The organism is Pseudomonas sp. GM102, assembly GCF_000282555.1.
Taxonomy (GTDB): domain Bacteria; phylum Pseudomonadota; class Gammaproteobacteria; order Pseudomonadales; family Pseudomonadaceae; genus Aquipseudomonas.
This window is the reverse complement of the sequence record NZ_AKJB01000065.1, coordinates 1-23096: the sequence shown is the minus strand read 5'-3', so window position 1 is coordinate 23096 and position 23096 is coordinate 1. Positions and strand designations below refer to the sequence as shown.

Genomic DNA, 23096 nt, shown 5'->3' with positions numbered 1-23096 from the left:
AAGCTTGCTCGCGAAGACGGACTGACATTCAAAATCAATGTCGTCTGAGACACCGCTTTCGCGAGCAAGCTTCGCTCCTACAAGTTTCCCTGACAAATTCAAGAAAAACTGGAGACAGCAATGGCCGAAGCAAAAGTACTCAGTGGCGCCGGGCTCCGTGGCCAGGTTGCCGGGCAAACCGCACTGTCCACCGTGGGCCAGTCGGGCGCCGGCCTGACCTATCGCGGCTACGATGTTCGCGAACTGGCGGCTGATGCACAATTCGAAGAAGTGGCTTACCTGCTGCTATACGGCGAGCTGCCAACCAAAACGCAACTGGCTGCCTACACCGAGAAACTGAGCAAGCTGCGCGACCTGCCGCAAGCGCTGAAAGAAGTGCTGGAGCGCATCCCCGCCGACGCCCATCCGATGGACGTGATGCGCACCGGTTGCTCGTTTCTGGGCAACATCGAGCCGGAGAAAGACTTCTCCGAGCAGCACGACAAAACCGACCGCCTGTTGGCCGCGTTCCCGGCGATCATGTGCTACTGGTATCGCTTCAGTCACGACGGTAAACGCATCAATTGCGTGACCGACGAAGCCTGCATCGGCGGCCATTTCCTGCACCTGTTGCACGACAAGAAGCCGAGCGAGTTGCACGTCAAGGTGATGAACGTTTCGCTGATCCTCTACGCGGAACACGAGTTCAACGCCTCGACCTTCACCGCCCGGGTGTGCGCCTCGACGCTGTCGGATCTGTATTCCTGCATCACGGCGGCCATCGGCTCCCTGCGCGGCCCGCTGCATGGCGGCGCCAACGAAGCGGCGATGGAAATGATCGAGCGCTTTTCGTCGCCGGAAGAGGCGATCAAAGGCACTCTCGGCATGCTCGAGCGCAAGGACAAGATCATGGGCTTCGGCCACGCGATCTATAAGGACAACGATCCGCGCAACGAGGTGATCAAGGCCTGGTCGAAAAAACTCGCCGACGAAGTGGGCGACACGGTGCTGTTCCCGGTGTCCGAAGCCATCGACAAGACCATGTGGGAACAGAAAAAACTGTTCCCGAACGCCGACTTCTACCATGCGTCGACGTACCACTTCATGGGCATTCCGACCAAGTTGTTCACGCCAATCTTCGTCTGCTCGCGCCTGACCGGCTGGGCTGCACACGTGTTCGAACAGCGCGCCAATAACCGCATCATCCGTCCGAGCGCCGAATACGTCGGCGTCGAACAGCGCAAGTTCGTGCCAATCGAACAACGCTGACCGGGGGAGGGCGCTGACGCTGGCTACTGAAGAAACCGAGACCCCTGTAGGAGCGAAGCTTGCTCGCGAAGACGGACTGACATTCAACATCAATGTCGACCGACAGACCGCTTTCGCGAGCAAGCTTCGCTCCTACAGGGGATCGGTTTCAGTTCAGTAGCTGTGCCAGGCGCCCACCCTTTGTAACCACCGTGACCGAGTCCTGACGATGAACACAAAATTCCGCAAACCGCTGCCCGGCAGCCATCTGGATTATTTCGACGTCCGCGCGGCGGTCGATGCCATTTCGCCTGGCGCCTACGACACCCTGCCGTACACCTCCCGCGTGCTGGCGGAAAACCTCGTGCGTCGCTGCGACCCGGCCACGCTCACCGAATCCCTGAAGCAATTCATCGAGCGCAAACGCGATCTCGATTTCCCATGGTTCCCGGCCCGCGTGGTGTGCCATGACATTCTTGGCCAGACTGCCTTGGTCGACCTTGCCGGCCTGCGCGACGCCATCGCCCTGCAAGGCGGCGATCCGGCGCAAGTGAACCCGGTGGTGCCGACTCAGTTGATCGTCGACCACTCGCTAGCCGTTGAGCGCGGTGGCTTCGACCCGGAAGCGTTCGAGAAGAACCGCGCCATTGAAGACCGTCGCAACGAAGACCGTTTCCACTTCATCAACTGGACCAAAAAGGCCTTCAAGAACGTCGACGTGATCCCACCGGGCAACGGGATCATGCACCAGATCAACCTGGAGAAAATGTCGCCGGTGATTCAGGTGCGCGACGGCGTGGCGTTCCCCGACACCTGCGTCGGCACCGACAGTCACACCCCGCACGTCGATGCGCTGGGCGTGATCGCCATTGGTGTTGGTGGTCTGGAAGCGGAGAGCGTGATGCTTGGTCGCGCATCGTGGATGCGTCTGCCGGAAAGCGTCGGTGTCGAGCTGACCGGCAAGCTGCAGCCGGGCATCACCGCCACCGACATGGTGCTGGCGCTGACCGAATACCTGCGCAAACAAAAAGTCGTTGGCGCCTGGCTGGAGTTCTTCGGTGAAGGTGCTTCGGCGCTGACCTTGGGCGACCGTGCGACCATTTCCAACATGGCCCCGGAATACGGCGCCACGGCTGCAATGTTCTACATCGATCAGCAGACCATCGACTACCTGAAACTCACCGGCCGTGAAGACGAGCAAGTGCAGCTGGTCGAGAATTACGCCAAGCAGACCGGTCTCTGGGCCGACAGCCTGAAAGGCGCGCAGTACGAGCGCGGGCTGAGCTTCGATCTGTCTTCGGTGGTGCGCAACATGGCCGGCCCGAGCAACCCGCACGCCCGTGTCGCCACGTCCGATCTCGCCGCCCAAGGCATCTCCGGCCAGTGGGACGACGTGCCGGGCCAGATGCCGGACGGCGCGGTGATCATCGCCGCCATCACCAGTTGCACCAACACCAGCAACCCACGCAATGTCATTGCCGCCGGCCTGCTGGCGCGCAACGCCAACAAGCTCGGGCTGACCCGCAAGCCGTGGGTCAAATCCTCGCTGGCGCCGGGTTCGAAAACCGTGGCGCTGTACCTGGACGAAGCCGGCCTGACCACCGAACTGGAGCAACTCGGCTTCGGCGTCGTGGCGTTCGCTTGCACCACCTGCAACGGCATGTCCGGCGCACTTGACCCGGTGATTCAGCAAGAGATCATTGACCGCGACCTGTACGCCACCGCTGTGCTGTCAGGCAACCGCAACTTCGACGGCCGGATTCACCCGTACGCCAAGAACGCGTTCCTCGCTTCACCGCCATTAGTGGTGGCTTACGCCATCGCCGGGACCATCCGTTTCGACATCGAGAAAGATGTACTGGGCGTAGTCGATGGCAAGGAAATCCGCCTGAAAGACATCTGGCCGAGCGACGAAGAAATCGACGCGGTGGTCAAGGCTTCGGTGAAACCGGAACAGTTCCGCCAGGTGTACATCCCGATGTTCGCCATCCACGAAGACACCGGTCCCAAGGTCACGCCGCTGTATGACTGGCGCGAAATGAGCACCTACATCCGTCGTCCACCGTACTGGGAAGGCGCGCTGGCCGGCGCGCGTCCGCTCAAGGGCATGCGCCCGCTGGCGGTGCTGCCGGACAACATCACCACTGATCACCTGTCGCCTTCCAACGCGATCATGCTCGACAGCGCCGCTGGTGAATACCTGGCGAAAATGGGCCTGCCGGAAGAAGACTTCAACTCCTACGCCACTCACCGCGGCGACCATTTGACCGCGCAACGCGCGACCTTCGCCAACCCTAAACTGTTCAACGAAATGGTCCGGGAAAACGGCAAGGTCAAGCAGGGTTCCCTGGCGCGGGTCGAGCCGGAAGGCAAGGTCATGCGCATGTGGGAAGCCATCGAAACCTACATGGAGCGCAAGCAGCCGCTGATCATCATCGCCGGCGCCGACTATGGCCAGGGTTCGTCCCGCGACTGGGCAGCCAAAGGTGTGCGTCTGGCGGGTGTGGAAGCGATCGCCGCTGAAGGTTTCGAGCGCATCCATCGCACCAACCTGGTGGGCATGGGCGTGTTGCCGCTGGAGTTCCAGCCGGGCACCGACCGTCACACCCTGGCCATCGACGGCAGCGAAACCTACGACGTGATCGGCGACCGCACTCCGCGTGCGACGCTGACGCTGGTGATCAATCGCAAGAATGGCGAACGCGTCGAAGTGCCGGTGACCTGCCGCCTCGACACCGCTGAAGAAGTGTCGATCTACGAGGCCGGCGGCGTGTTGCAGCGTTTCGCTCAGGACTTCCTCGAAGAATCGGCGGTTGCCGTTTAACACGACGAGCCGCGCGGGGGGTTAAGCCCCGCGCTGGCCAATAAGGATCTATATGGCTCACACACCCCAGATCAAGATTCCTGCTACCTACATGCGCGGCGGCACCAGCAAAGGCGTGTTCTTCAGCCTGAAAGACCTGCCCGAAGCGGCACAGATTCCCGGCTCGGCTCGCGATGCGTTGTTGCTGCGAGTGATCGGCAGTCCCGACCCATACGACAAGCAAATCGACGGCATGGGCGGTGCGACGTCCAGCACCAGCAAAACCGTGATCCTGTCGAAAAGCCTCAAGGCCGACCATGACGTCGATTACCTGTTCGGTCAGGTCTCCATCGACAAGCCTTTCGTTGATTGGAGCGGCAACTGCGGCAACCTGTCGGCGGCGGTCGGTTCGTTCGCGGTCAGCAATGGCCTGGTGGACGCCAGCCGCATTCCGCACAACGGCGTGGCGATGGTGCGCGTATGGCAGGCCAACATTGGCAAGACCATCATCGCCCATGTGCCGATCACCAACGGTGAGGTCCAGGAAACCGGCGATTTCGAACTCGACGGCGTGACCTTTCCGGCGGCCGAAGTACAGCTCGAATTCATCGACCCGGCGGCGGAAGAAGAGGGTGAAGGGGGGTCGATGTTCCCCACCGGCAATCTGGTGGATGACCTCGAAGTGCCGGGCGTCGGTACGCTCAAGGCGACCCTGATCAACGCCGGCATTCCGACCATTTTCATCAATGCCGAAGACATCGGTTACACCGGCACCGAGTTGCAGGGCGCGATCAACGGCGACCTGAAGGCCCTGGCGATGTTCGAAACCATCCGCGCTTACGGCGCGTTGCGCATGGGGCTGATTCAGCATCTGGACGAAGCGGCCAAGCGTCAGCACACACCAAAGGTGGCGTTCGTCGCCAAACCGGCGGATTACATTGCCTCCAGCGGCAAAAAGATCGCCGCTACCGATATTGATTTGCTGGTGCGCGCGCTGTCCATGGGCAAACTGCACCACGCGATGATGGGCACGGCAGCGGTGGCCATCGGCACGGCGGCGGCAATTTCCGGCACGTTGGTGAACCTGGCGGCGGGCGGCATCGAACGCAACGCCGTGCGCTTCGGTCATCCCTCAGGCACGTTGCGCGTGGGGGCCGAGGCCAGCCAGGTCAACGGTGAATGGACTGTGAAAAAAGCCATCATGAGCCGCAGTGCGCGGGTGTTGATGGAAGGTTACGTCCGTGTGCCGGGGGATTCTTTCTAACCCGACACTGAACCAATGTGGGGCTTGCTCGCGAAGGCGTCATAACATTCAACATCGATGTCGACTGTCAGTGCGCTTTCGCGAGCAAGCCCGCTCCCACAGTTAATTGCATTTCAATAACAAGAATAGCGTCACCAACTAAGATTGATCCTGAACCGAGGTCCCATCAGCGAACCACTGACCGAGTGAATCGAACATGAGCGCCAACGTCGACCTGAACAACCGCCCCGACTACGACACGGTCCTGCAGGACATCGCTGACTACGTCCTCAACTTCAAAATCGAATCTCCGGAAGCGCTGGATACCGCCCGCAATTGCCTGATGGACACCCTCGGCTGCGGTCTGCTGGCGCTGCGTTTTCCCGAATGCACCAAGCACCTGGGCCCCATCGTCGAAGGCACGGTCGTTCCCTTCGGTGCTCGCGTGCCAGGGACCAGTTACCGTCTCGATCCGGTCAAGGCCGCGTGGGACATCGGTTGCATCGTCCGCTGGCTCGATTACAACGACACCTGGCTCGCTGCTGAGTGGGGTCATCCGTCCGATAATCTCGGCGCCATTCTCGCGGTGGCTGACCACCTGTCGCAAAAACGCCTGGCCAATGGCGATGCACCGCTGACCATTCGCGTGGTGTTGGAAGCGATGATCATGGCGCATGAGATTCAAGGCGTGATTGCGCTGGAAAATTCCTTCAATCGTGTCGGGATCGATCACGTCATCCTGGTGAAAGTCGCCTCTACCGCCGTTACCGCCAAGCTCATGGGCGCCAATCGTGAGCAACTGCTGTCAGCGTTGTCCCATGCCTTTGCCGACGGCCAGGCGCTGCGCACTTACCGGCATGCGCCCAATGCCGGGTCGCGTAAATCCTGGGCGGCAGGGGATGCGTCCAGTCGTGGCGTACGTCTGGCGGACATTGCGATGCGCGGGGAGATGGGTATTCCCGGTGTGTTGACCGCCAAACAATGGGGTTTCTACGACGTGTTGTTCAGCCACACCAACAACGACCTGGCGCTCAAGCCTGAAGACAAACGTGCCTTCAGCTTTTCCCGGCCATTCGGCAGCTATGTGATGGAAAACGTGCTGTTCAAGATCAGCTTTCCCGCCGAGTTTCACGCGCAAACTGCCTGCGAGGCCGCCGTCACCTTGCACCCCTTGGTCAGGAATCGCCTGCACGAAATCGACAGGATCGTTATCACCACCCACGAATCGGCGATCCGCATCATCTCCAAGGTCGGCCCGCTGGCCAACGCCGCGGACCGCGACCACTGCATCCAGTACATGACCGCCGTCCCCCTGGTGTTCGGTAATCTGGTGGCCGAGCAATACGAAGACGACTTCCACGCGGTGCATCCGATTATCGATGTACTGCGCGATAAAATGGTCATCGTCGAAGACCCGCGCTTCACCCGCGAATACCTGGAGCCGGATAAACGCTCTATCGCCAATGCGGTGCAGGTGTTCTTCAAGGACGGCTCCAGCACCGAGAACGTGGTGGTGGAGTACCCGATCGGCCATCGCCGCCGCCGCGCCGAGGGTATTCCGTTGTTGGAGGACAAGTTCAAGGCCAATCTGGCGACACGCTTCACGGCTCAGCGCAGTGCCGAGATTATTGCGTTATGCAAGAACCAGGCTGCACTTGAGGCGACTCCGGTGAACCGGTTTGTGGATTTGTTTGTGATTTAAAGGACCGCGTTATCGTTCTTCGCGGGCAAGCCTCGCTCCTACAGGTATGCGTCGGTGCAGAATATTGCGCGCGGCCGTAGGAGCGAGGCTCGCCCGCGAAGGCGGCCTGACAGGCGCTAAAGAACTACTTGAACCGCCGCTCCACACCTTTCTCCACCAGAATCTTCGCCGAAATCTCTTCTACCGAAAAATGCGTGGAATTGATGTGGGCAATGTTCTCGCGGCGAAACAGATTCTCCACCTCGCGCACTTCGAATTCGCACTGCGCGTAGCTCGAATAGCGGCTGTTGGGCTTGCGCTCATTGCGAATCGCGGTGAGGCGGTCCGGGTCGATGGTCAGGCCGAACAGCTTGTGATGATGGGCGCGCAGGGCGGTTGGCAGTTGCAGGCGCTCCATGTCGTCTTCGGTCAGCGGGTAATTGGCCGCGCGGATGCCGAATTGCATGGCCATGTACAAACACGTCGGGGTTTTACCACAGCGCGACACACCCACTAGTATCAGGTCAGCTTTGTCGTAATAGTGGGTGCGGGCGCCGTCGTCGTTGTCGAGGGCGAAGTTCACCGCCTCGATGCGCTCCATGTAATTGGAGTTGCCGCCGATGGAGTGGGATTTGCCGACGGTGTAGGAAGAATGCTCGGTCAGTTCCTGTTCCAGCGGGGCCAGGAAGGTCGAGAAAATGTCGATCATGAAACCATTCGAGGTCGCGAGGATCTCACGAATGTCCTGATTGACAATGGTGTCGAAAATAATCGGACGAAAACCATCGTTTTCGGCGGCTTTGTTGATTTGTTGTACCATGGCCCGCGCTTTATCCGCGTTGTCGATGTAGGGCCGCGTGATTTTGCTGAAGGTAATGTTTTCGAACTGCGCCAACAGGCTTTGACCGAGGGTTTCGGCCGTAATGCCCGTGCCATCGGAGATAAAGAAAGCAGATCGTTTCATTTGCACCTTGGGCCTTAAGCTAGTAACGATTCTTGGATATAGTAGGCGCGATTTGTCGGCCGCCAGTGGCCAGCATTCTCACTTATTTTCCAGGTCCAGGCCATACAGCCGGCAAATGCTCCCCCGAGTCGCCGGCTTCTGAGCTTTTCCAACACAGTTAGTGGAGAGATCACCTTGGTAGAGTACGTAGTTTCCCTCGATAAGCTCGGCGTCCATGATGTAGAGCATGTGGGGGGCAAGAACGCATCCCTGGGCGAGATGATCAGTAACCTTGCAGGTGCCGGTGTATCGGTACCCGGTGGCTTTGCCACGACAGCTCAGGCATATCGTGATTTCCTGGAGCTGAGCGGTCTGAACGATCAGATTCACGCCGCCCTCGACGCGCTGGATGTCGACGATGTCAACGCCCTGGCCAAAACCGGTGCCCAGATCCGTCAATGGATCATGGAAGCCGAATTCCCCGAGAAGCTCAACGCCGAGATCCGCACCGCGTTCGCCACGCTGTCGGCCGGCAACCCTGACATGGCCGTGGCCGTGCGCTCTTCCGCTACCGCCGAAGACTTGCCGGACGCTTCTTTCGCCGGTCAGCAGGAAACCTTCCTGAACATCCGTGGTGTCGAAAACGTTATTCGCGCCGCCAAAGAGGTGTTCGCCTCCCTGTTCAACGATCGTGCGATTTCCTACCGCGTCCACCAGGGCTTCGACCACAAGCTGGTGGCCCTGTCGGCCGGCGTGCAGCGCATGGTCCGCTCCGAAACCGGCACCGCCGGCGTGATGTTCACCCTCGATACCGAATCGGGCTTCCGTGACGTAGTGTTCATCACCGGCGCTTACGGCCTGGGTGAAACCGTCGTACAAGGCGCGGTGAACCCGGATGAATTCTATGTCCACAAAGGCACGCTGCAAGCCGGTCGTCCGGCCATCCTGCGTCGCAACCTGGGCAGCAAAGCCATCAAGATGATTTACGGCGAAGTGGCCACGGCTGGTAAATCGGTCAAGACCATCGACGTCGACAAGGCCGATCGTGCACGTTTCTGCCTGAGCGACGCCGAAGTCAGCGAGCTGGCCAAACAAGCGATGATCATCGAGAAGCACTACAAGTGCCCGATGGACATCGAATGGGCCAAAGACGGCGACGACGGCAAGCTCTACATCGTGCAGGCCCGTCCGGAAACCGTGAAAAGCCGCACCCAGGCCAACGTCATGGAACGTTACCTGCTGAAAGAAACCGGCACCGTGCTGGTGGAAGGTCGCGCCATTGGCCAGCGCATCGGCGCCGGCAAAGTGCGGATCATCAAGGACGTGTCCGAGATGGACAAAGTCCAGCCGGGCGATGTTCTGGTTTCCGACATGACCGACCCGGACTGGGAACCGGTGATGAAACGCGCCAGCGCCATCGTCACCAACCGTGGCGGTCGTACCTGCCACGCGGCGATCATCGCCCGTGAGCTGGGTATTCCGGCCGTGGTCGGTTGCGGCAACGCCACCCAGCTGTTGAAAGACGGCCAGGGCGTGACCGTTTCTTGCGCTGAAGGCGACACCGGTTACATCTTCGAAGGCGAACTGGGCTTCGACATCAAGAAAAACTCCGTGGATGCCATGCCGGATCTGCCGTTCAAGATCATGATGAACGTCGGCAACCCGGACCGCGCCTTCGACTTCGCGCAACTGCCGAACGCCGGTGTGGGCCTGGCCCGTCTGGAATTCATCATCAACCGCATGATCGGCGTGCACCCCAAAGCGCTGTTGAACTACGACGGCCTGCCACAGGAAATCAAGGACAGCGTCGACAAGCGCATCGCCGGTTACAACGACCCGGTCGGCTTCTATGTCGAGAAACTGGTCGAGGGTATCAGTACCCTGGCGGCAGCGTTCTGGCCGAAAAAGGTCATCGTGCGTCTGTCGGACTTCAAGTCCAACGAATACGCGAACCTGATCGGCGGCAAACTCTACGAGCCGGAAGAAGAGAACCCGATGCTGGGCTTCCGTGGCGCTTCGCGTTACATCAGCGAATCGTTCCGCGACTGCTTCGAGCTCGAATGCCGCGCCCTCAAGCGCGTGCGCAACGAGATGGGCCTGACCAACGTCGAAATCATGGTGCCGTTCGTTCGCACCCTGGGCGAAGCGAGCCAGGTGGTCGATCTGCTGGCCGAAAACGGTCTGGCCCGTGGCGACAACGGTCTGCGCGTGATTATGATGTGCGAACTGCCGTCCAACGCGATCCTGGCTGAAGAGTTCCTCGAGTTCTTCGACGGCTTCTCTATCGGCTCCAACGACCTGACCCAGCTGACACTGGGCCTGGACCGTGACTCCGGGATCATCGCGCACCTGTTCGACGAGCGTAATCCAGCGGTCAAGAAGCTGCTGGCCAATGCTATTCAGGCCTGCAACAAAGCCGGCAAGTACATCGGTATTTGCGGTCAGGGCCCTTCGGACCACCCTGATCTGGCCAAGTGGCTGATGGAGCAGGGCATCGAAAGCGTTTCGCTGAACCCTGATTCCGTACTGGAAACCTGGTTCTTCCTGGCTGAAGGTCAGGCTCCGGCCTGATGGTGTGGACGGGCCGCTCTCTGTGGGAGCGAGCCTGCTCGCGATGGTCGTAAACGATAACGCGTACTTGCTGGATAAACGCGTTGTTCTGACGTCCTTCGCGAGCAGGCTCGCACACTGGCCGGCTCTTTCAGATATTCAAGTAGGGCGGGCTCCTCTGGATGCCGCCCTTTTTTGTGCAAGAGCATTATGCAAAGCAGCAGCAACCTATTTCCTGTCGCCCTGATCAGCGCCGAACGGCGCGGTGATCTGAGCGAAGATGTCTATCGTTTGAAACCCGGTAACAGCCCCGACGGCACCGTCGAACTGGCTGTGACGCGCCTCGGTCTGGCCGATGAGCCGGCGGTGCGTGGCGTGCCGGTGATTCTGTTGCACGGCAGCTTTTCCAATCGACGGTTCTGGTTTTCTCCCAAAGGTCTGGGGTTGGGGGCTTATCTGACGCGTCTGGGCTTCGACGTGTGGATCCCGGAAATGCGTGGTCATGGTCTGTCTCAGCGCAATCAGGACTATCGTAAAAACCGCGTCGCCGACTACGCGCGTTACGATTTGCCGGCCATTGGCGCGTTCGTGCGCGAACAGAGCGGCCAGGTCCCACACTGGATCGGTCATTCGCTGGGCGGCATTACGCTGGCGGCTGCGCTGGGTGGGGAATACATCGGCGAGCCTGTCGTCGCATCCGCGGCGTTTTTTGGCACGCAGGTCAGCCGCACCTACTGGCCGTTGAAGTTTCCGCCGGTGGAGTGGAGCGGGCGCTTCATCCTCAAGCGGTTTGCCCAACTGTCGGGCTCACGGCTCAAGCGCGGCCCGGAGGACGAGCCGATCGGCCTGGCCCTGGAAAGCATGCGCTGGTACGGGCTGTTCGGCCGTTTTGGCGATGCCGACAAGGACTGGTGGGCGGGTCTGGCCGCGGTTCAGTTGCCAGTGCTGGCCGTGAGCGCCGCGGGCGATCATCAGGACCCGACGTGGGCCTGCCGCAAGCTGTTCGATCAGGTTGGCTCCGAGCACAAGCAATTCATCACCCTTGGCCGCGAGCAAGGCTTTGGCGATAATTTCGGTCATGTGGAAATGCTTGTCAGCAAGTCTGCGCAGACTGAAGTGTGGCCATTGGTGGCGCGTTGGCTGGCAGATCAACAGACGCCTTTGCTGGGTGGAAAGCCGGATTTGGCCGCAGCCGTTTGAAGCTGATGCTCTAACAAGGGCATTTCGCTCTGAACGGCTTGCGGCTAAGATATGACGCATTAAGCGGTTCTGGTCACTTTTGGTGATTGACTCGATCGGCGCGTTTGCGGCCGTTCAGCCTTGGCCCGCGTATGCTGCCTACTCGATTGTCTTCCTTTTTACAGGAGTTTCTCGATGAACCATTACCTCACGCCTGACCTGTGCGATGCCTACCCGGAGCTGGTGCAGGTGCTGGAACCGATGTTCAGCAATTTCGGGGGCCGTGATTCTTTCGGCGGCGAAATCGTGACCATCAAATGTTTCGAAGATAATTCGCTGGTCAAGGAGCAAGTCGCGCTCAAGGGTAACGGTAAAGTGCTGGTGGTCGACGGTGGCGGTTCCCTGCGCCGGGCGCTGTTGGGCGACCTGCTGGCCGAGAAAGCCGCCAGTAACGGTTGGGAAGGGCTGGTGATCTACGGTTGCATTCGCGACGTCGACGTCATCGCGCAAACCGACCTGGGGGTTCAGGCCCTGGCCAGTCACCCGATGAAAACCGACCGGCGCGGTGTGGGTGAACTCAATATTGCCGTGACCTTCGCGGGTGTGACCTTCCACCCGGGTCACTATGTTTATGCGGATAACAACGGCGTGATCATTTCGCCAAGCCCGCTGAAGATGCCTGAATAAAGCGCGTTTCATTAAAGGGGTGAGGATGTTCGAGGAAGAAAACGCGCAGTGGGGGCTGGTGCATGCCCTGGTGCTGGACGGTAAAGGCGGTGCGCGTTCGATAGCCCGGACTGAACTCGATGACTTGCAGTTGCAGGCCCATGAAAGCCTGTGGTTGCACTGGGATCGTAGTCACCCGCAAACCCAGACCTGGCTGCGTAAATACAGCGGTCTGAGTGAATTTAGTTGCGACTTGTTGCTGGAAGAGAACACCCGGCCGCGCCTTTTGCCGCTGCCGGACGCCGAGCTGTTGCTGTTTTTGCGCGGGATCAACCTCAATCCAGGTGCCGAGCCGGAAGACATGGTCTCGGTGCGGATCTTCGGTTCGGGCCAGCGGGTGATTTCCCTGCGTCTGCGACCGTTGCGCGCCACCGATGAGTTGCTGGCGCAACTGGCTGAAGGGGAAGGGCCGAGAACCGCCTCCGAACTCATTCTTTATATGGCGCAGTACCTCACTAACAAAGTGCAGGATCTGGTCAGCTGCCTCTCGGAAATCGTCGATGAGGAAGAAGAAAAGCTGGATACCGACGAACGGTATACACCGGAGCATGGGGCCGTTTTGCAGATCCGTCGCAGGGCGGCCGCACTGAAACGTTTTCTGGCTCCGCAACGGGATATTTTCGGTCAGCTGACGCGGATAAAACTACCGTGGTTCGTTGAAGACGATGGCGATTACTGGAACGAATTGAACAACAGCCTGACCCGTTATCTCGAGGAACTGGAATTGACCCGGGAACGCGTGGGGCTGGTCCTGGAGGCCGAAGACCGGCGTCTGAGCGTGCGGATGAACCGTACGATGTACCGCTTCGGGATCATCACCGGAATTTTTTTGCCGATGAGTTTTCTGACCGGTCTTTTGGGTATCAACGTCGGCGGCATTCCGTTCTCCACGAGCCCTTATGGCTTCCTGATCGCCTGCTTGCTGGCAGGCTCGGTAGCGCTGGGGCAGTGGTGGCTATTCCGACGTTTGCGCTGGTTCTGATGATGAGTCATGTGACCCGACCAAATTTGACCGCGTCTTTCACAGATATCACGAGAGGTGCGTATGCACGATCCGTTTGAACAGTCTTTGCGTGACATGCTCAAAGCTTCGCCGTCCAGCCGTGACGACGATGCCTGCCTGGGCCGCGTGCTGAAAACCGCCAACCGCCAAGTCGGTGCCGGCGATCTGTTCAGCCTGCTGGGCCGCTGGTTGCCCGCGCTGATGATCGCCCTGAATAACGGATCGGCCCATATCTCGCCGGTTTCCCGTCTTCGTAAACCTACCGCTCGCACTGCTGATAAGGCTGATTGAATATGGAACTTGATCTCTGGACTCAGAGCCTCGTCACTGCAATGACTGCGTTATGGACCAAGGTTGCAAACTTCATTCCGAACCTGTTTGGCGCACTGGTTGTGCTGTTGCTGGGTTTTGTCGTGGCCAAACTGCTGGACACGTTGCTCTCCAAATTGCTTGCCAAACTGGGCCTCGATCGCCTGATGGGCGGTACCGGGCTGACCAAATTGCTGTCCCGCGCCGGCCTTCAGGTGCCTATCTCGACGTTGATCGGCAAGATCGTCTATTGGTTCGTTCTGCTGATTTTTCTGGTTTCAGCCGCAGAATCCCTTGGACTTGAACGAGTTTCGGCTACGCTGGACATGTTGGCGCTGTATTTGCCGAAAGTATTCGGCGCTGCGCTGGTGCTGCTGGTGGGTGTCTTGCTGGCGCAACTGGCCAATGGGCTGGTGCGTGGCGCGGCAGAAGGCGTAGGGCTTGATTACGCCGCGGGCCTGGGGCGAATTGCCCAAGGCCTGGTGATCATCATCAGTATTTCGGTTGCGATCAGCCAGTTGGAGGTCAAGACTGACCTGCTCAACCATGTGATCGTGATCGTCTTGATTACCGTTGGTCTGGCGGTTGCGCTGGCCATGGGCTTGGGAAGCCGGGAAATTGCCGGTCAGATTCTTGCGGGAATCTATGTGCGTGAGTTGTATCAGGTTGGGCAACAAGTGCGTGTTGGCGAGGTCGAAGGTCAGATCGAAGAGATCGGCACGGTTAAGACCACCGTGCTGACCGACGAGGGTGAGCTAGTCTCTCTCTCGAATCGGATTCTCTTGGAGCAGCATGTGAGTAGCCGCTAACCCGGCAAATCCTGCTAATGTATGCCGCCGCAAAATGCCCTGAAGGGCTGCGGCGGACATTGACCTGACTGTCGGCCAGACTTGTTTTGAATAAAGCTCAATCGCTCTCCACGCGCTACGACCCCCGCGAGCTCTCTGATGAGGAGTTGGTCGCGCGCTCGCATACCGAGCTGTTTCACGTAACGCGCGCTTACGAAGAACTGATGCGGCGTTACCAGCGAACATTATTTAACGTTTGTGCACGGTATCTCGGGAACGATCGTGACGCAGATGATGTCTGTCAGGAAGTGATGTTGAAGGTGCTATACGGCCTGAAGAACTTCGAGGGCAAATCGAAGTTCAAGACGTGGCTATATAGCATCACGTACAACGAGTGCATCACGCAGTATCGGAAAGAACGGCGAAAGCGTCGCTTGATGGACGCTTTGAGTCTGGACCCCCTTGAGGAAGCGTCTGAAGAAAAGACGCCGAAACCCGAGGAGAAGGGCGGACTTGATCGCTGGCTGGTGTATGTGAACCCGATCGACCGTGAAATTCTGGTGCTACGATTTGTCGCAGAGCTGGAATTTCAGGAGATCGCAGACATAATGCACATGGGTTTGAGTGCAACAAAAATGCGTTACAAACGCGCTCTAGACAAATTGCGTGAGAAATTTGCAGGCGTTGCTGAAACTTAGTTCGGCGCAAATATCTCTTACGTGTAGGCAAGTTCTGATAGACTTGCCGCCGAGTTGTCCCCCGGTTTGCGGGACTGCTTCACAATCACCAGATGGGGATTTAACGGATGAAACTGAAAAACACCTTGGGCTTGGCCATTGGTTCTCTTATTGCTGCCACTTCGTTCGGCGCTCTGGCACAAGGCCAAGGCGCAGTTGAAATCGAAGGCTTCGCTAAGAAAGAAATGTTCGATAGCGCTCGTGACTTCAAGAACAACGGCAACCTGTTCGGCGGTTCGATCGGTTACTTCCTGACCGACGACGTTGAACTGCGTCTGGCCTACGACGAAGTGCACAACGCACGTGCTGAAGATGGCCGTAACATCAAGGGCTCCAACACCGCTCTGGATGCTCTGTACCACTTCAACAACCCGGGCGACATGCTGCGTCCGTACGTATCGGCTGGCTTCTCCGACCAAAGCATTGGTCAGAACGGCAAAAGCGGTCGTAACGGTTCCACCTTCGCCAACGTTGGTGGCGGTGCCAAGCTGTACTTCACCGACAACTTCTACGCCCGTGCTGGCGTTGAAGCTCAATACAACATCGACCAGGGCGACACCGAGTGGGCTCCTAGCGTCGGTATCGGTGTGAACTTCGGTGGCGGCTCCAAGCCTGCTGCTGCTCCAGTTCCAGCACCAGCTGAAGTTTGCGCTGACAGCGACAACGATGGCGTTTGCGACAACGTTGACAAGTGCCCGGACACCCCAGCCAACGTAACTGTTGACGCTGATGGCTGCCCAGCAGTTGCTGAAGTTGTTCGTGTTGAGCTGGACGTGAAGTTCGACTTCGACAAGTCGGTAGTCAAGCCTAACAGCTACGGCGACATCAAAAACCTGGCTGACTTCATGAAGCAGTACCCATCCACCACTACTACTGTTGAAGGTCACACTGACTCCGTCGGTCCTGACGCTTACAACCAGAAACTGTCCGAGCGTCGTGCAAACGCCGTTAAGCAAGTTCTGACCAACCAGTACGGTGTTGAATCGTCCCGCGTTCAGTCTGTTGGCTACGGCGAATCCCGCCCAGTTGCTGACAACAAAACTGACGCTGGTCGCGCTGTAAACCGTCGCGTAGAAGCGCAGGTTGAAGCTAGCGCTAAGTAATTAGCTCGCAGCTCTGGAAAAGCCCGGCTTAGGCCGGGCTTTTCTTTGTCTGCGATTTGGGTTTCAGCGAGGTTTTGGCGGTGTTCCGAAAAGATCGAAGCCTGCGGCAGCTCCTACAGGGATAAATGCCAAATCCATGTAGGAGCTGCTGCAGGCTGCAATCTTTTGATCCTTACAAGGATAAACACCGAGCCAATGCAGGAGCTGCCGCAGGCTGCAATCTTTTGATCTCGTCGCAGGCCGCCACCGCGCCGATCACCAGAATCGCCGGGCTTTTGAGCTGGAAGTCACTGGCATCGTCTTCCATGGCTGCCAAGTCGCTCCGACATTCCCGCTGGTGCGGCAGGGAAGCATTTTCGATCATCGCCACAGGCGTATCGGCAGCCATTCCGCCGGCCAGCAGTTGCTCACGAATTTCACTGAGCTTCGCCACGCCCATGTAGATCACCAGCGTGGTGCCCCCTTGAGCCAGGGCCTGCCAGTTCAGGCTGCTGTCATCCTGAGTGTGCGCCGTGACCAATGTCACGCCACGCGCGACGCCCCTTAGCGTCAGCGGAATATCGCATTGGGTCGCGCCGGCAAGGCCAGCGGTGATGCCATTGACCAGTTCAACCTCTACGCCACGCTCACGCAGCCACTGCGCTTCTTCACCGCCGCGCCCGAAGATGCACGGATCACCGCCCTTGAGCCGCACCACGCATTTGCCGTGGCGGGTATAACGCAACATCAGGCGATGAATGAAGGCTTGAGGCGTGGAGCGACAGCCACCGCGTTTACCCACAGGAATGATTCGCGCGTTTGGACAATGCTCCAGCACCGCCTCATTGACCAGATCGTCGATCAGCACCACGTCCGCTTCGCGCAACGCTCGAACCGCCTTGAGGGTCAGCAATTCAGGGTCGCCAGGACCCGCACCCACCAGCCAGACTTTTGCGCTCATAGTGTTTTCCTCACGAGATGACGGCGACTGGCTGCGCGGTGGCGGCCAGCAAACGCTTGATTTCCGGGACGCAGGAGCCGCATTGCGTGCCACAACCCAGTTCTTGTTTCAAACCCTGCAAATCCAGGCCACGACCAATGCCGGCACACACCGCGTTCTGGCTGACGTTCATGCAGTTGCACAGGGTTTTGGTGCCCGATGCCGGACCGCCAGTGCTGCCCGGTGGCGCGCTCAAGGGTGCCAGCAGCCAACGGCGTAGCTGTTCGTCGGCGCGACCTTCGAGCCACAGACTTTGCAGCCAGTGTTGGGCCAGCGTTTCACCGGCCAGGCGAATCGCGGTGATCCGACCGTTCTCGATCCGTACCCGCTTGCCGATCGAACGCCGAGGATCGTCGTAGGCCAATACTGGGCCTTCGTTGAGCCCCAGGCATTGATCGATATCACGCAACAACTGCGGCTCCGGGGCGGCGGCGCTGGCGGCACGTATCAGCAGCGCAGGACGCTCACGGCCGGTCAGGCTGAGGCTAGCGTAGGAAAACGCCTCGCAGAGCGGTCGCAGCGTCTCCAAGTGTTGTTGAACATCGCCCTCTATCAGGGCGAAAAGCTGCCAAGGCAATTGCACAGGCTCGAGTCGCACACCGCTGTGTTTGAGTTCCGGTTGTTTCGACAAGGGGTCGAAGGCGGGAAGGGTGAGGGTATTCACGCCGCCCTTGAGAAAGCGGTCGCCCCAATGCATCGGCAGGAACGCCTGGCCCGGCCGTACGCTGTCATCGCTGCTGACCGGCACGATCACCGAGCCCCGGCGACTTTTCAGATTGATCAGATCGCCAGGTTGCAGGCGATGCCGACGCAGTTCATCCGGGTGCAGGCTCAACACGGCTTCACAGACATGGCCGAATAGCTGCGCGGCGGTGCCGGTGCGGCTCATGCCGTGCCATTGATCGCGCAGGCGGCCGGTGATCAGGGTCAGGGGGAAGCGCGCATCGCGTTGTTCCTTGGCGGCGCGATACGGGTCGGTGATGAACTGTGCACGCCCGCTGGCGGTCGGGAAAACTCCGTCGAGATACAGCCGCGCCGTGCCTTCGCGGGCCCCGGCGGGGAAGGGCCATTGCTGCGGGCCGAGCTGGTCGATCAGCGCATGGCTGATGCCGGAGAGGTCGAGGTCGCGGCCGCGAGTCAGGTGTTTGTATTCGTCGAAGACCTGCGCCGGGGTTTCAAAGGCAAACAGGCTGGTGGCTCCAGGGCGCAGATGTTTTTCCAGGCGCTGTGCGAAATCCACGGTGATCGACCAGTCGGGCCGTGCTTCACCGGGTGCGCCGATGGCCTGACGGACGTGGGAAACGCGCCGTTCGGAGTTGGTGACCGTGCCGTCCTTTTCACCCCAGCTGGCGGCGGGCAGCAGCAAGTCGGCGAACGCGGCGGTTTCGGTGGTGCGAAAGGCTTCCTGCAACACCACGAACGGACAGGCTTGCAGTGCCTCGCGCACAGCGGTCTGGTCCGGCAGCGACTGTGCAGGGTTAGTGCAGGCGATCCACAGGGCTTTGATCTTGCCGCTGCGCATCTGCTCGAACAACTCGATGGCCGTTAGGCCGGTGTTCGCGGGCAGTTGATCAACGCCCCAGTAGTCAGCCACTTGCGCGCGGTGTTCGGCATTGGCCGCTTCGCGATGGCCTGGCAGCAGGTTCGACAAACTGCCGGTTTCCCGGCCGCCCATGGCATTCGGCTGACCCGTCAGCGAGAAAGGTCCTGCACCGGGCCGGCCGATTTGTCCGGTGGCCAGGTGCAGGTTGATCAACGCGCTGTTCTTCGCGCTGCCGGCAGTGGACTGATTCAGCCCCATGCACCACAGCGACAGAAAGCTCGGTGAAGTGCCGACCCATTGCGCGCATTGCTGCAGTTGCTCGACGCTGATGCCGCAGAGTTGCGACACCATTGTCGGGGTGTAATCGCGCACCAGGTTTTTCAGTTCGGGCAGGCCTTCGGTGTGGGCCTTGATGAAGTCGCGGTCGACCCAGTCTTCCCACATCAACAGGTGCAAAACCCCATGGAACAAGGCGACATCGGTGCCAGGCAGAATCGCCAAGTGCATGTCAGCCAAATCGCAGGTGTCGGTGCGCCGTGGGTCGATGACGATGACTTTCATCTGTGGGCGGCGGGATTTTGCTTCTTCCAGGCGACGAAACAGGACCGGGTGGGCGTAGGCCATGTTGCTGCCGACGATCATCACGCAGTCGCTCAGTTCCAGGTCTTCGTAGTTGCAAGGCGGGGCGTCGGCGCCGAGGCTGCGCTTGTAGCCGACCACGGCTGAAGACATGCACAGTCGTGAATTGCTGTCGATGTTGTTGGTGCCCACCAGCGCTCGCGCCAGCTTGTTGAAGGCGTAGTAGTCCTCGGTCAGCAGCTGCCCGGAGATATAGAACGCAACGCTGTCCGGGCCATGCTCGGCGATGGTTTCGGCGAAGACGTTGGCGGCGTGATCGAGGGCAGTGTCCCAGTCGGTGCGGCTGCGGGCCAGGCCTTTGCCCAGGCGCAGTTCCGGGTACAACGCCCGTGCCGCCAAGTCGCCGGTCAGGTGCAGGGTCGAACCTTTACTGCACAATTTGCCGAAGTTGGCCGGGTGCGCCGGATCGCCGCTGACGCCGAGGATGCGCTCGCCATCGTGTTCGATCAGCACGCCGCAGCCGACCCCGCAGTAGCAGCAGGTGGAGGCAGTGATTTGACGGTCCATCAGCTTGCTTCCCGCAGGGCCAGCAGCACCCGGCCATTCTCGACCCGTGCCGAATGATGGTGGGCGCAGCCGATATCCGGGGCCTGGGCTTCACCGGTCTCCAGATCGATCTGCCAGTTGTGCAGCGGGCAGGCCACTCGTTTGCCGTAGATCAAACCCTGGGACAACGGCCCGCCCTTGTGCGGGCAGCGATCGTCGAGGGCGAAAACCTCATCGTCGCTCGTACGAAAAATCGCGATGTCGCCTTTCGGGCCAGCGATGATCCGCGAGCCAAGGGTGTTGATCTCTTCCAGTGCGCAGATATCCAGCCAGTTCATGCCTGCACCTCCAGGTTCTTCACGGGAATGACCTCGAATTCTTTTTTCAGCAGCGGCTGTTCGAGGCGTTCCTTCCAGGGGTCCTGCTCGAACGACAGGGAAAATTGCAGGCGATCATTCAATGCCTTGCGCCGCTGCGGGTCTTCCAGCACGGCTTTCTTGATGTGTTCCATGCCAACCCGTTGCAGGTAGTGCACGGTGCGCTCGAGGTAAAAGGCTTCTTCGCGGTACAGCTGCAGGAACGCGCCGTTGTATTCACGTACTTCTTCGGCGGTTTTCAGTTTGACGAAGAACTCCGCGACTTCGGTTTTGATCCCGCCGTTGCCGCCGATGTACATCTCCCAGCCCGAATCCACGCCGATAATTCCCACATCCTTGATGCCCGCTTCCGAGCAGTTGCGTGGGCAACCGGAGACGGCCAGTTTCACTTTGTGCGGCGACCACATGTTAAACAGGTCGTGCTCAAGCTCGATGCCCAGTTGCGTGGAGTTCTGGGTGCCGAAGCGGCAGAACTCGCTGCCGACGCAGGTCTTCACGGTACGGATGGATTTGCCGTAGGCGTGGCCGGACGGCATGTCCAGGTCTTTCCAGACGCCCGGCAGGTCCTGCTTTTTGATCCCCAGCAAGTCGATGCGCTGGCCGCCGGTGACCTTGACCATCGGCACGTTGTACTTGTCGGCCACGTCGGCAATGCGCCGCAGCTCTGAAGGATTGGTCACACCGCCCCACATCCGCGGGACTACAGAGTAAGTGCCGTCTTTCTGAATGTTGGCGTGGGCGCGTTCGTTGATCAGGCGCGATTGTGGATCGTCCTTGGCTTCGCCCGGCCAAGTGGAAATCAGGTAGTAGTTGAGCGCCGGACGGCACGTGGCGCAACCGTTCGGGGTGCGCCAGTTCAGGTAGCTCATGGTGCCGGCGATGGTCAGCAGATGCTGGTCGCGGATGGCTTGGCGGATTTGCCCGTGGTTGAGGTCGCTGCAACCGCAGATGGCTTTTTCGCTTTTCGGTTTGACGTCCGCCGCACCGCCCACGGTGTTGATCAGGATCTGCTCGACGAGGCCGGCGCAGGAGCCGCAAGAACTGGCGGCCTTGGTGTGTTTTTTCACGTCATCAACGCTGAACAGGCCATGTTCCTGGATGGCCTTGACGATGGTGCCTTTGCACACGCCATTGCAGCCGCAGACTTCGGCGGTGTCGGCCATGCTCATGGCCTTGTCCTGGCCTTGATGTCCTACATCGCCAAGAGCGTTTTCGCCGAACATCAGGTGATCGCGGATCTCGCCGATGGCATGGTTCTCACGAATCTGCCGGAAATACCAACCGCCATCTGCCGTATCGCCGTACAGACAGGCGCCGACCAGCACGTCATCCTTGATCACCAGTTTCTTGTAGACCCCGCCGATCGGGTCGGAGAGGGTGATGGTCTCGGTGCCTTCGCCGCCCATGAAGTCGCCGGCGGAAAACAAGTCGATGCCGGTGACTTTCAATTTGGTTGACGTCACCGAGCCCTTGTAGGTGGCGAAACCCAGTTGGGCGAGGTGGTTGGCGCACACCTTGGCCTGTTCGAACAGTGGCGCGACCAGGCCGTAGGCGATGCCACGGTGGCTGGCGCATTCGCCGATGGCGTAGACCCGAGGGTCGTAGGTTTGCAGGGTGTCGTTAACCAGAATCCCGCGGCTACAAGGGATGCCGGATTTTTCCGCGAGCTCGGTGTTGGGACGAATACCGGCGGCCATCACCACCAGGTCGGCAGGGATGATGTCGCCGTTCTTGAACTCAACCGAGCCAACCCGGCCATTGCCGGCATCGTGCAGGGCCTGGGTCTGTTCGCACAGGCGGAAATGCAGGCCGCGGGCTTCCAGGGCGGTCTGCAGGAGTTGGCCACTGGTTTTGTCCAGTTGCCGTTCCAGCAGCCATTCGCCGATGTGCACCACGGTGACGTGCATACCGCGCAGCATCAGGCCATTGGCGGCTTCAAGGCCCAGCAGGCCGCCGCCGATGACCACGGCGTGCTTGTGGGTCTTGGCGGTGTCGATCATCGCCTGGGTGTCGGCAATATCGCGGTAGCCGATCACGCCCTGCAAGGTATTACCGGGGATTGGCAGGATGAACGGGGTCGAACCGGTGGCAATCAGCAGGCGGTCGTATTCGGCCTCGGTGCCGTCTTCGGCGATGACCCGACGTTTGACCCGATCGATCTCCACCACTTTACGGTTGAGCAGCAGCTTGATGTTGTTTTCCAGGTACCAGTCCAGATCGTTGAGCACGATTTCTTCGAACGTCTGCTCGCCGGCCAGTACGGGCGACAGCAGGATGCGGTTGTAGTTGGTATGGGGTTCGGCGCCGAAGACCGTGATGTCGTACAGCTCATTACTCAGCTTGAGCAGTTCTTCCAGGGTACGAACCCCGGCCATGCCGTTGCCGATCATCACTAGTTTTAATTTTTTCATCAGGTTCTCCGGGGAGCTCGGGCCTGCCTCATCAGGGCATTCAGGCCTTGCTCGACAAAATTTTGCGCAAACAAAAAAAGGCGTCCCGCTAGTTAACTAGCGAGGACGCCTTTGTCCTTGTCCCGTTCTCTCGGGCAGCGCAGCCTTCTACGTTGAAGGTTGGGCTTTATGTATGTTGGGAAAGGTAATGCAGTGGTTGTGCCAAGTCGCACAAATGCGGAATTTATGGGCTCTCAGCACGGGAGGAGGGTGTTTGTGTGCACCGGTTCAAGGCGCGATGCCCGGTTTTGAAGCAGAAAAAGATCAAAAGATCGCAGGCTTCGCCAGCGCCTACAGGAGATCGTGGGCACCCGTAGGAGCTGCCGAAGG

Annotated in this window: 17 protein-coding genes; 12 read left to right on the top strand and 5 right to left on the bottom strand. The window is 59.5% G+C overall.

Annotation, left to right across the window (positions count from 1 at the left end; translation table 11 throughout):
• Positions 1–120: 120 nt before the first annotated feature.
• From prpC to prpD, 4 genes are all read left to right on the top strand, one after another.
• A complete protein-coding gene (gene prpC, locus PMI18_RS12430) occupies positions 121–1248 on the top strand; it encodes a bifunctional 2-methylcitrate synthase/citrate synthase (RefSeq protein WP_007902092.1) in 1128 nt (375 codons plus the stop codon).
• A 208-nt stretch (positions 1249–1456) separates the two neighbouring features.
• Positions 1457–4051, top strand: coding sequence for a Fe/S-dependent 2-methylisocitrate dehydratase AcnD (gene acnD / locus PMI18_RS12435; RefSeq protein ID WP_007902091.1), 2595 nt, complete (start codon positions 1457–1459; stop codon positions 4049–4051).
• Between the two features lie 52 nt (positions 4052–4103).
• A complete protein-coding gene (prpF, locus tag PMI18_RS12440) occupies positions 4104–5294 on the top strand; it encodes a 2-methylaconitate cis-trans isomerase PrpF (protein ID WP_007902090.1) in 1191 nt (396 codons plus the stop codon).
• Between the two features lie 196 nt (positions 5295–5490).
• Complete coding sequence (gene prpD, locus PMI18_RS12445; protein ID WP_007902089.1) at positions 5491–6975, top strand: 2-methylcitrate dehydratase; 1485 nt, start codon at positions 5491–5493, stop codon at positions 6973–6975.
• Positions 6976–7099: 124 nt separating this feature from the next.
• On the opposite strand, the gene ppsR is transcribed toward prpD, so the two are convergent.
• Positions 7100–7918, bottom strand: coding sequence for a posphoenolpyruvate synthetase regulatory kinase/phosphorylase PpsR (ppsR, locus tag PMI18_RS12450; RefSeq protein WP_007902088.1), 819 nt, complete (start codon positions 7916–7918; stop codon positions 7100–7102).
• Positions 7919–8092: 174 nt separating this feature from the next.
• Here ppsR and ppsA point away from each other — a divergent pair, with 174 nt between their 5' ends.
• From ppsA to PMI18_RS12485, 8 genes are all read left to right on the top strand, one after another.
• Positions 8093–10468: a phosphoenolpyruvate synthase gene (gene ppsA / locus PMI18_RS12455; protein ID WP_007902087.1), complete on the top strand. Its 2376-nt coding sequence runs from the start codon at positions 8093–8095 to the stop codon at positions 10466–10468.
• A gap of 189 nt (positions 10469–10657) precedes the next feature.
• Entirely contained in the window at positions 10658–11647 is a 990-nt protein-coding gene (locus PMI18_RS12460; RefSeq protein WP_007902086.1) for an alpha/beta fold hydrolase, read from the top strand.
• Positions 11648–11821: 174 nt separating this feature from the next.
• The gene (rraA, locus tag PMI18_RS12465) at positions 11822–12313 is read left to right on the top strand and encodes a ribonuclease E activity regulator RraA (protein ID WP_007902085.1); all 492 of its coding nucleotides are present in this window, start codon (positions 11822–11824) and stop codon (positions 12311–12313) included.
• 25 nt (positions 12314–12338) lie between these two features.
• Positions 12339–13334, top strand: coding sequence for a zinc transporter ZntB (locus PMI18_RS12470; RefSeq protein ID WP_007902082.1), 996 nt, complete (start codon positions 12339–12341; stop codon positions 13332–13334).
• A gap of 63 nt (positions 13335–13397) precedes the next feature.
• Positions 13398–13646 (top strand): hypothetical protein, encoded by a 249-nt coding sequence (locus tag PMI18_RS12475; RefSeq protein ID WP_007902080.1) that lies wholly within the window; start codon positions 13398–13400, stop codon positions 13644–13646.
• A gap of 2 nt (positions 13647–13648) precedes the next feature.
• On the top strand, positions 13649–14473 hold the full coding sequence (locus PMI18_RS12480; RefSeq protein WP_007902078.1) for a mechanosensitive ion channel family protein: 825 nt from the start codon (positions 13649–13651) through the stop codon (positions 14471–14473).
• A gap of 86 nt (positions 14474–14559) precedes the next feature.
• A complete protein-coding gene (sigX, locus tag PMI18_RS0129600) occupies positions 14560–15150 on the top strand; it encodes an RNA polymerase sigma factor SigX (protein ID WP_033036550.1) in 591 nt (196 codons plus the stop codon).
• Between the two features lie 107 nt (positions 15151–15257).
• Entirely contained in the window at positions 15258–16292 is a 1035-nt protein-coding gene (locus tag PMI18_RS12485) for an OmpA family protein (RefSeq protein WP_007902075.1), read from the top strand.
• A 172-nt stretch (positions 16293–16464) separates the two neighbouring features.
• On the opposite strand, the gene cobA is transcribed toward PMI18_RS12485, so the two are convergent.
• From cobA to nirB, 4 genes are read right to left on the bottom strand one after another with little or no spacing between them, the layout of a single operon-like run.
• Complete coding sequence (gene cobA, locus PMI18_RS12490; protein WP_007902073.1) at positions 16465–17232, bottom strand: uroporphyrinogen-III C-methyltransferase; 768 nt, start codon at positions 17230–17232, stop codon at positions 16465–16467.
• A gap of 10 nt (positions 17233–17242) precedes the next feature.
• Positions 17243–19960 (bottom strand): nitrate reductase, encoded by a 2718-nt coding sequence (locus PMI18_RS12495; protein ID WP_007902070.1) that lies wholly within the window; start codon positions 19958–19960, stop codon positions 17243–17245.
• The gene (gene nirD, locus PMI18_RS12500; protein ID WP_007902067.1) at positions 19960–20277 is read right to left on the bottom strand and encodes a nitrite reductase small subunit NirD; all 318 of its coding nucleotides are present in this window, start codon (positions 20275–20277) and stop codon (positions 19960–19962) included. The genes PMI18_RS12495 and nirD overlap by 1 nt, the downstream gene beginning before the upstream one ends.
• Complete coding sequence (nirB, locus tag PMI18_RS12505; RefSeq protein WP_007902066.1) at positions 20274–22727, bottom strand: nitrite reductase large subunit NirB; 2454 nt, start codon at positions 22725–22727, stop codon at positions 20274–20276. The genes nirD and nirB overlap by 4 nt, the downstream gene beginning before the upstream one ends.
• Between the last annotated feature and the right edge of the window lie 369 nt (positions 22728–23096).

Excerpts from the sequence above, each read along its gene's own strand:
- prpC (WP_007902092.1), top strand. The coding sequence starts at position 121 with ATGGCCGAAGCAAAAGTACTCAGTGGCGCCGGGCTCCGTGGCCAGGTT.
- acnD (WP_007902091.1), top strand. The coding sequence starts at position 1,457 with ATGAACACAAAATTCCGCAAACCGCTGCCCGGCAGCCATCTGGATTAT.
- prpF (WP_007902090.1), top strand. The coding sequence starts at position 4,104 with ATGGCTCACACACCCCAGATCAAGATTCCTGCTACCTACATGCGCGGC.
- prpD (WP_007902089.1), top strand. The coding sequence starts at position 5,491 with ATGAGCGCCAACGTCGACCTGAACAACCGCCCCGACTACGACACGGTC.
- ppsR (WP_007902088.1), bottom strand. The coding sequence starts at position 7,918 with ATGAAACGATCTGCTTTCTTTATCTCCGATGGCACGGGCATTACGGCC.
- PMI18_RS12460 (WP_007902086.1), top strand. The coding sequence starts at position 10,658 with ATGCAAAGCAGCAGCAACCTATTTCCTGTCGCCCTGATCAGCGCCGAA.
- rraA (WP_007902085.1), top strand. The coding sequence starts at position 11,822 with ATGAACCATTACCTCACGCCTGACCTGTGCGATGCCTACCCGGAGCTG.
- PMI18_RS12470 (WP_007902082.1), top strand. The coding sequence starts at position 12,339 with ATGTTCGAGGAAGAAAACGCGCAGTGGGGGCTGGTGCATGCCCTGGTG.
- PMI18_RS12475 (WP_007902080.1), top strand. The coding sequence starts at position 13,398 with ATGCACGATCCGTTTGAACAGTCTTTGCGTGACATGCTCAAAGCTTCG.
- PMI18_RS12480 (WP_007902078.1), top strand. The coding sequence starts at position 13,649 with ATGGAACTTGATCTCTGGACTCAGAGCCTCGTCACTGCAATGACTGCG.
- PMI18_RS12485 (WP_007902075.1), top strand. The coding sequence starts at position 15,258 with ATGAAACTGAAAAACACCTTGGGCTTGGCCATTGGTTCTCTTATTGCT.
- cobA (WP_007902073.1), bottom strand. The coding sequence starts at position 17,232 with ATGAGCGCAAAAGTCTGGCTGGTGGGTGCGGGTCCTGGCGACCCTGAA.
- PMI18_RS12495 (WP_007902070.1), bottom strand. The coding sequence starts at position 19,960 with ATGGACCGTCAAATCACTGCCTCCACCTGCTGCTACTGCGGGGTCGGC.
- nirD (WP_007902067.1), bottom strand. The coding sequence starts at position 20,277 with ATGAACTGGCTGGATATCTGCGCACTGGAAGAGATCAACACCCTTGGC.
- nirB (WP_007902066.1), bottom strand. The coding sequence starts at position 22,727 with ATGAAAAAATTAAAACTAGTGATGATCGGCAACGGCATGGCCGGGGTT.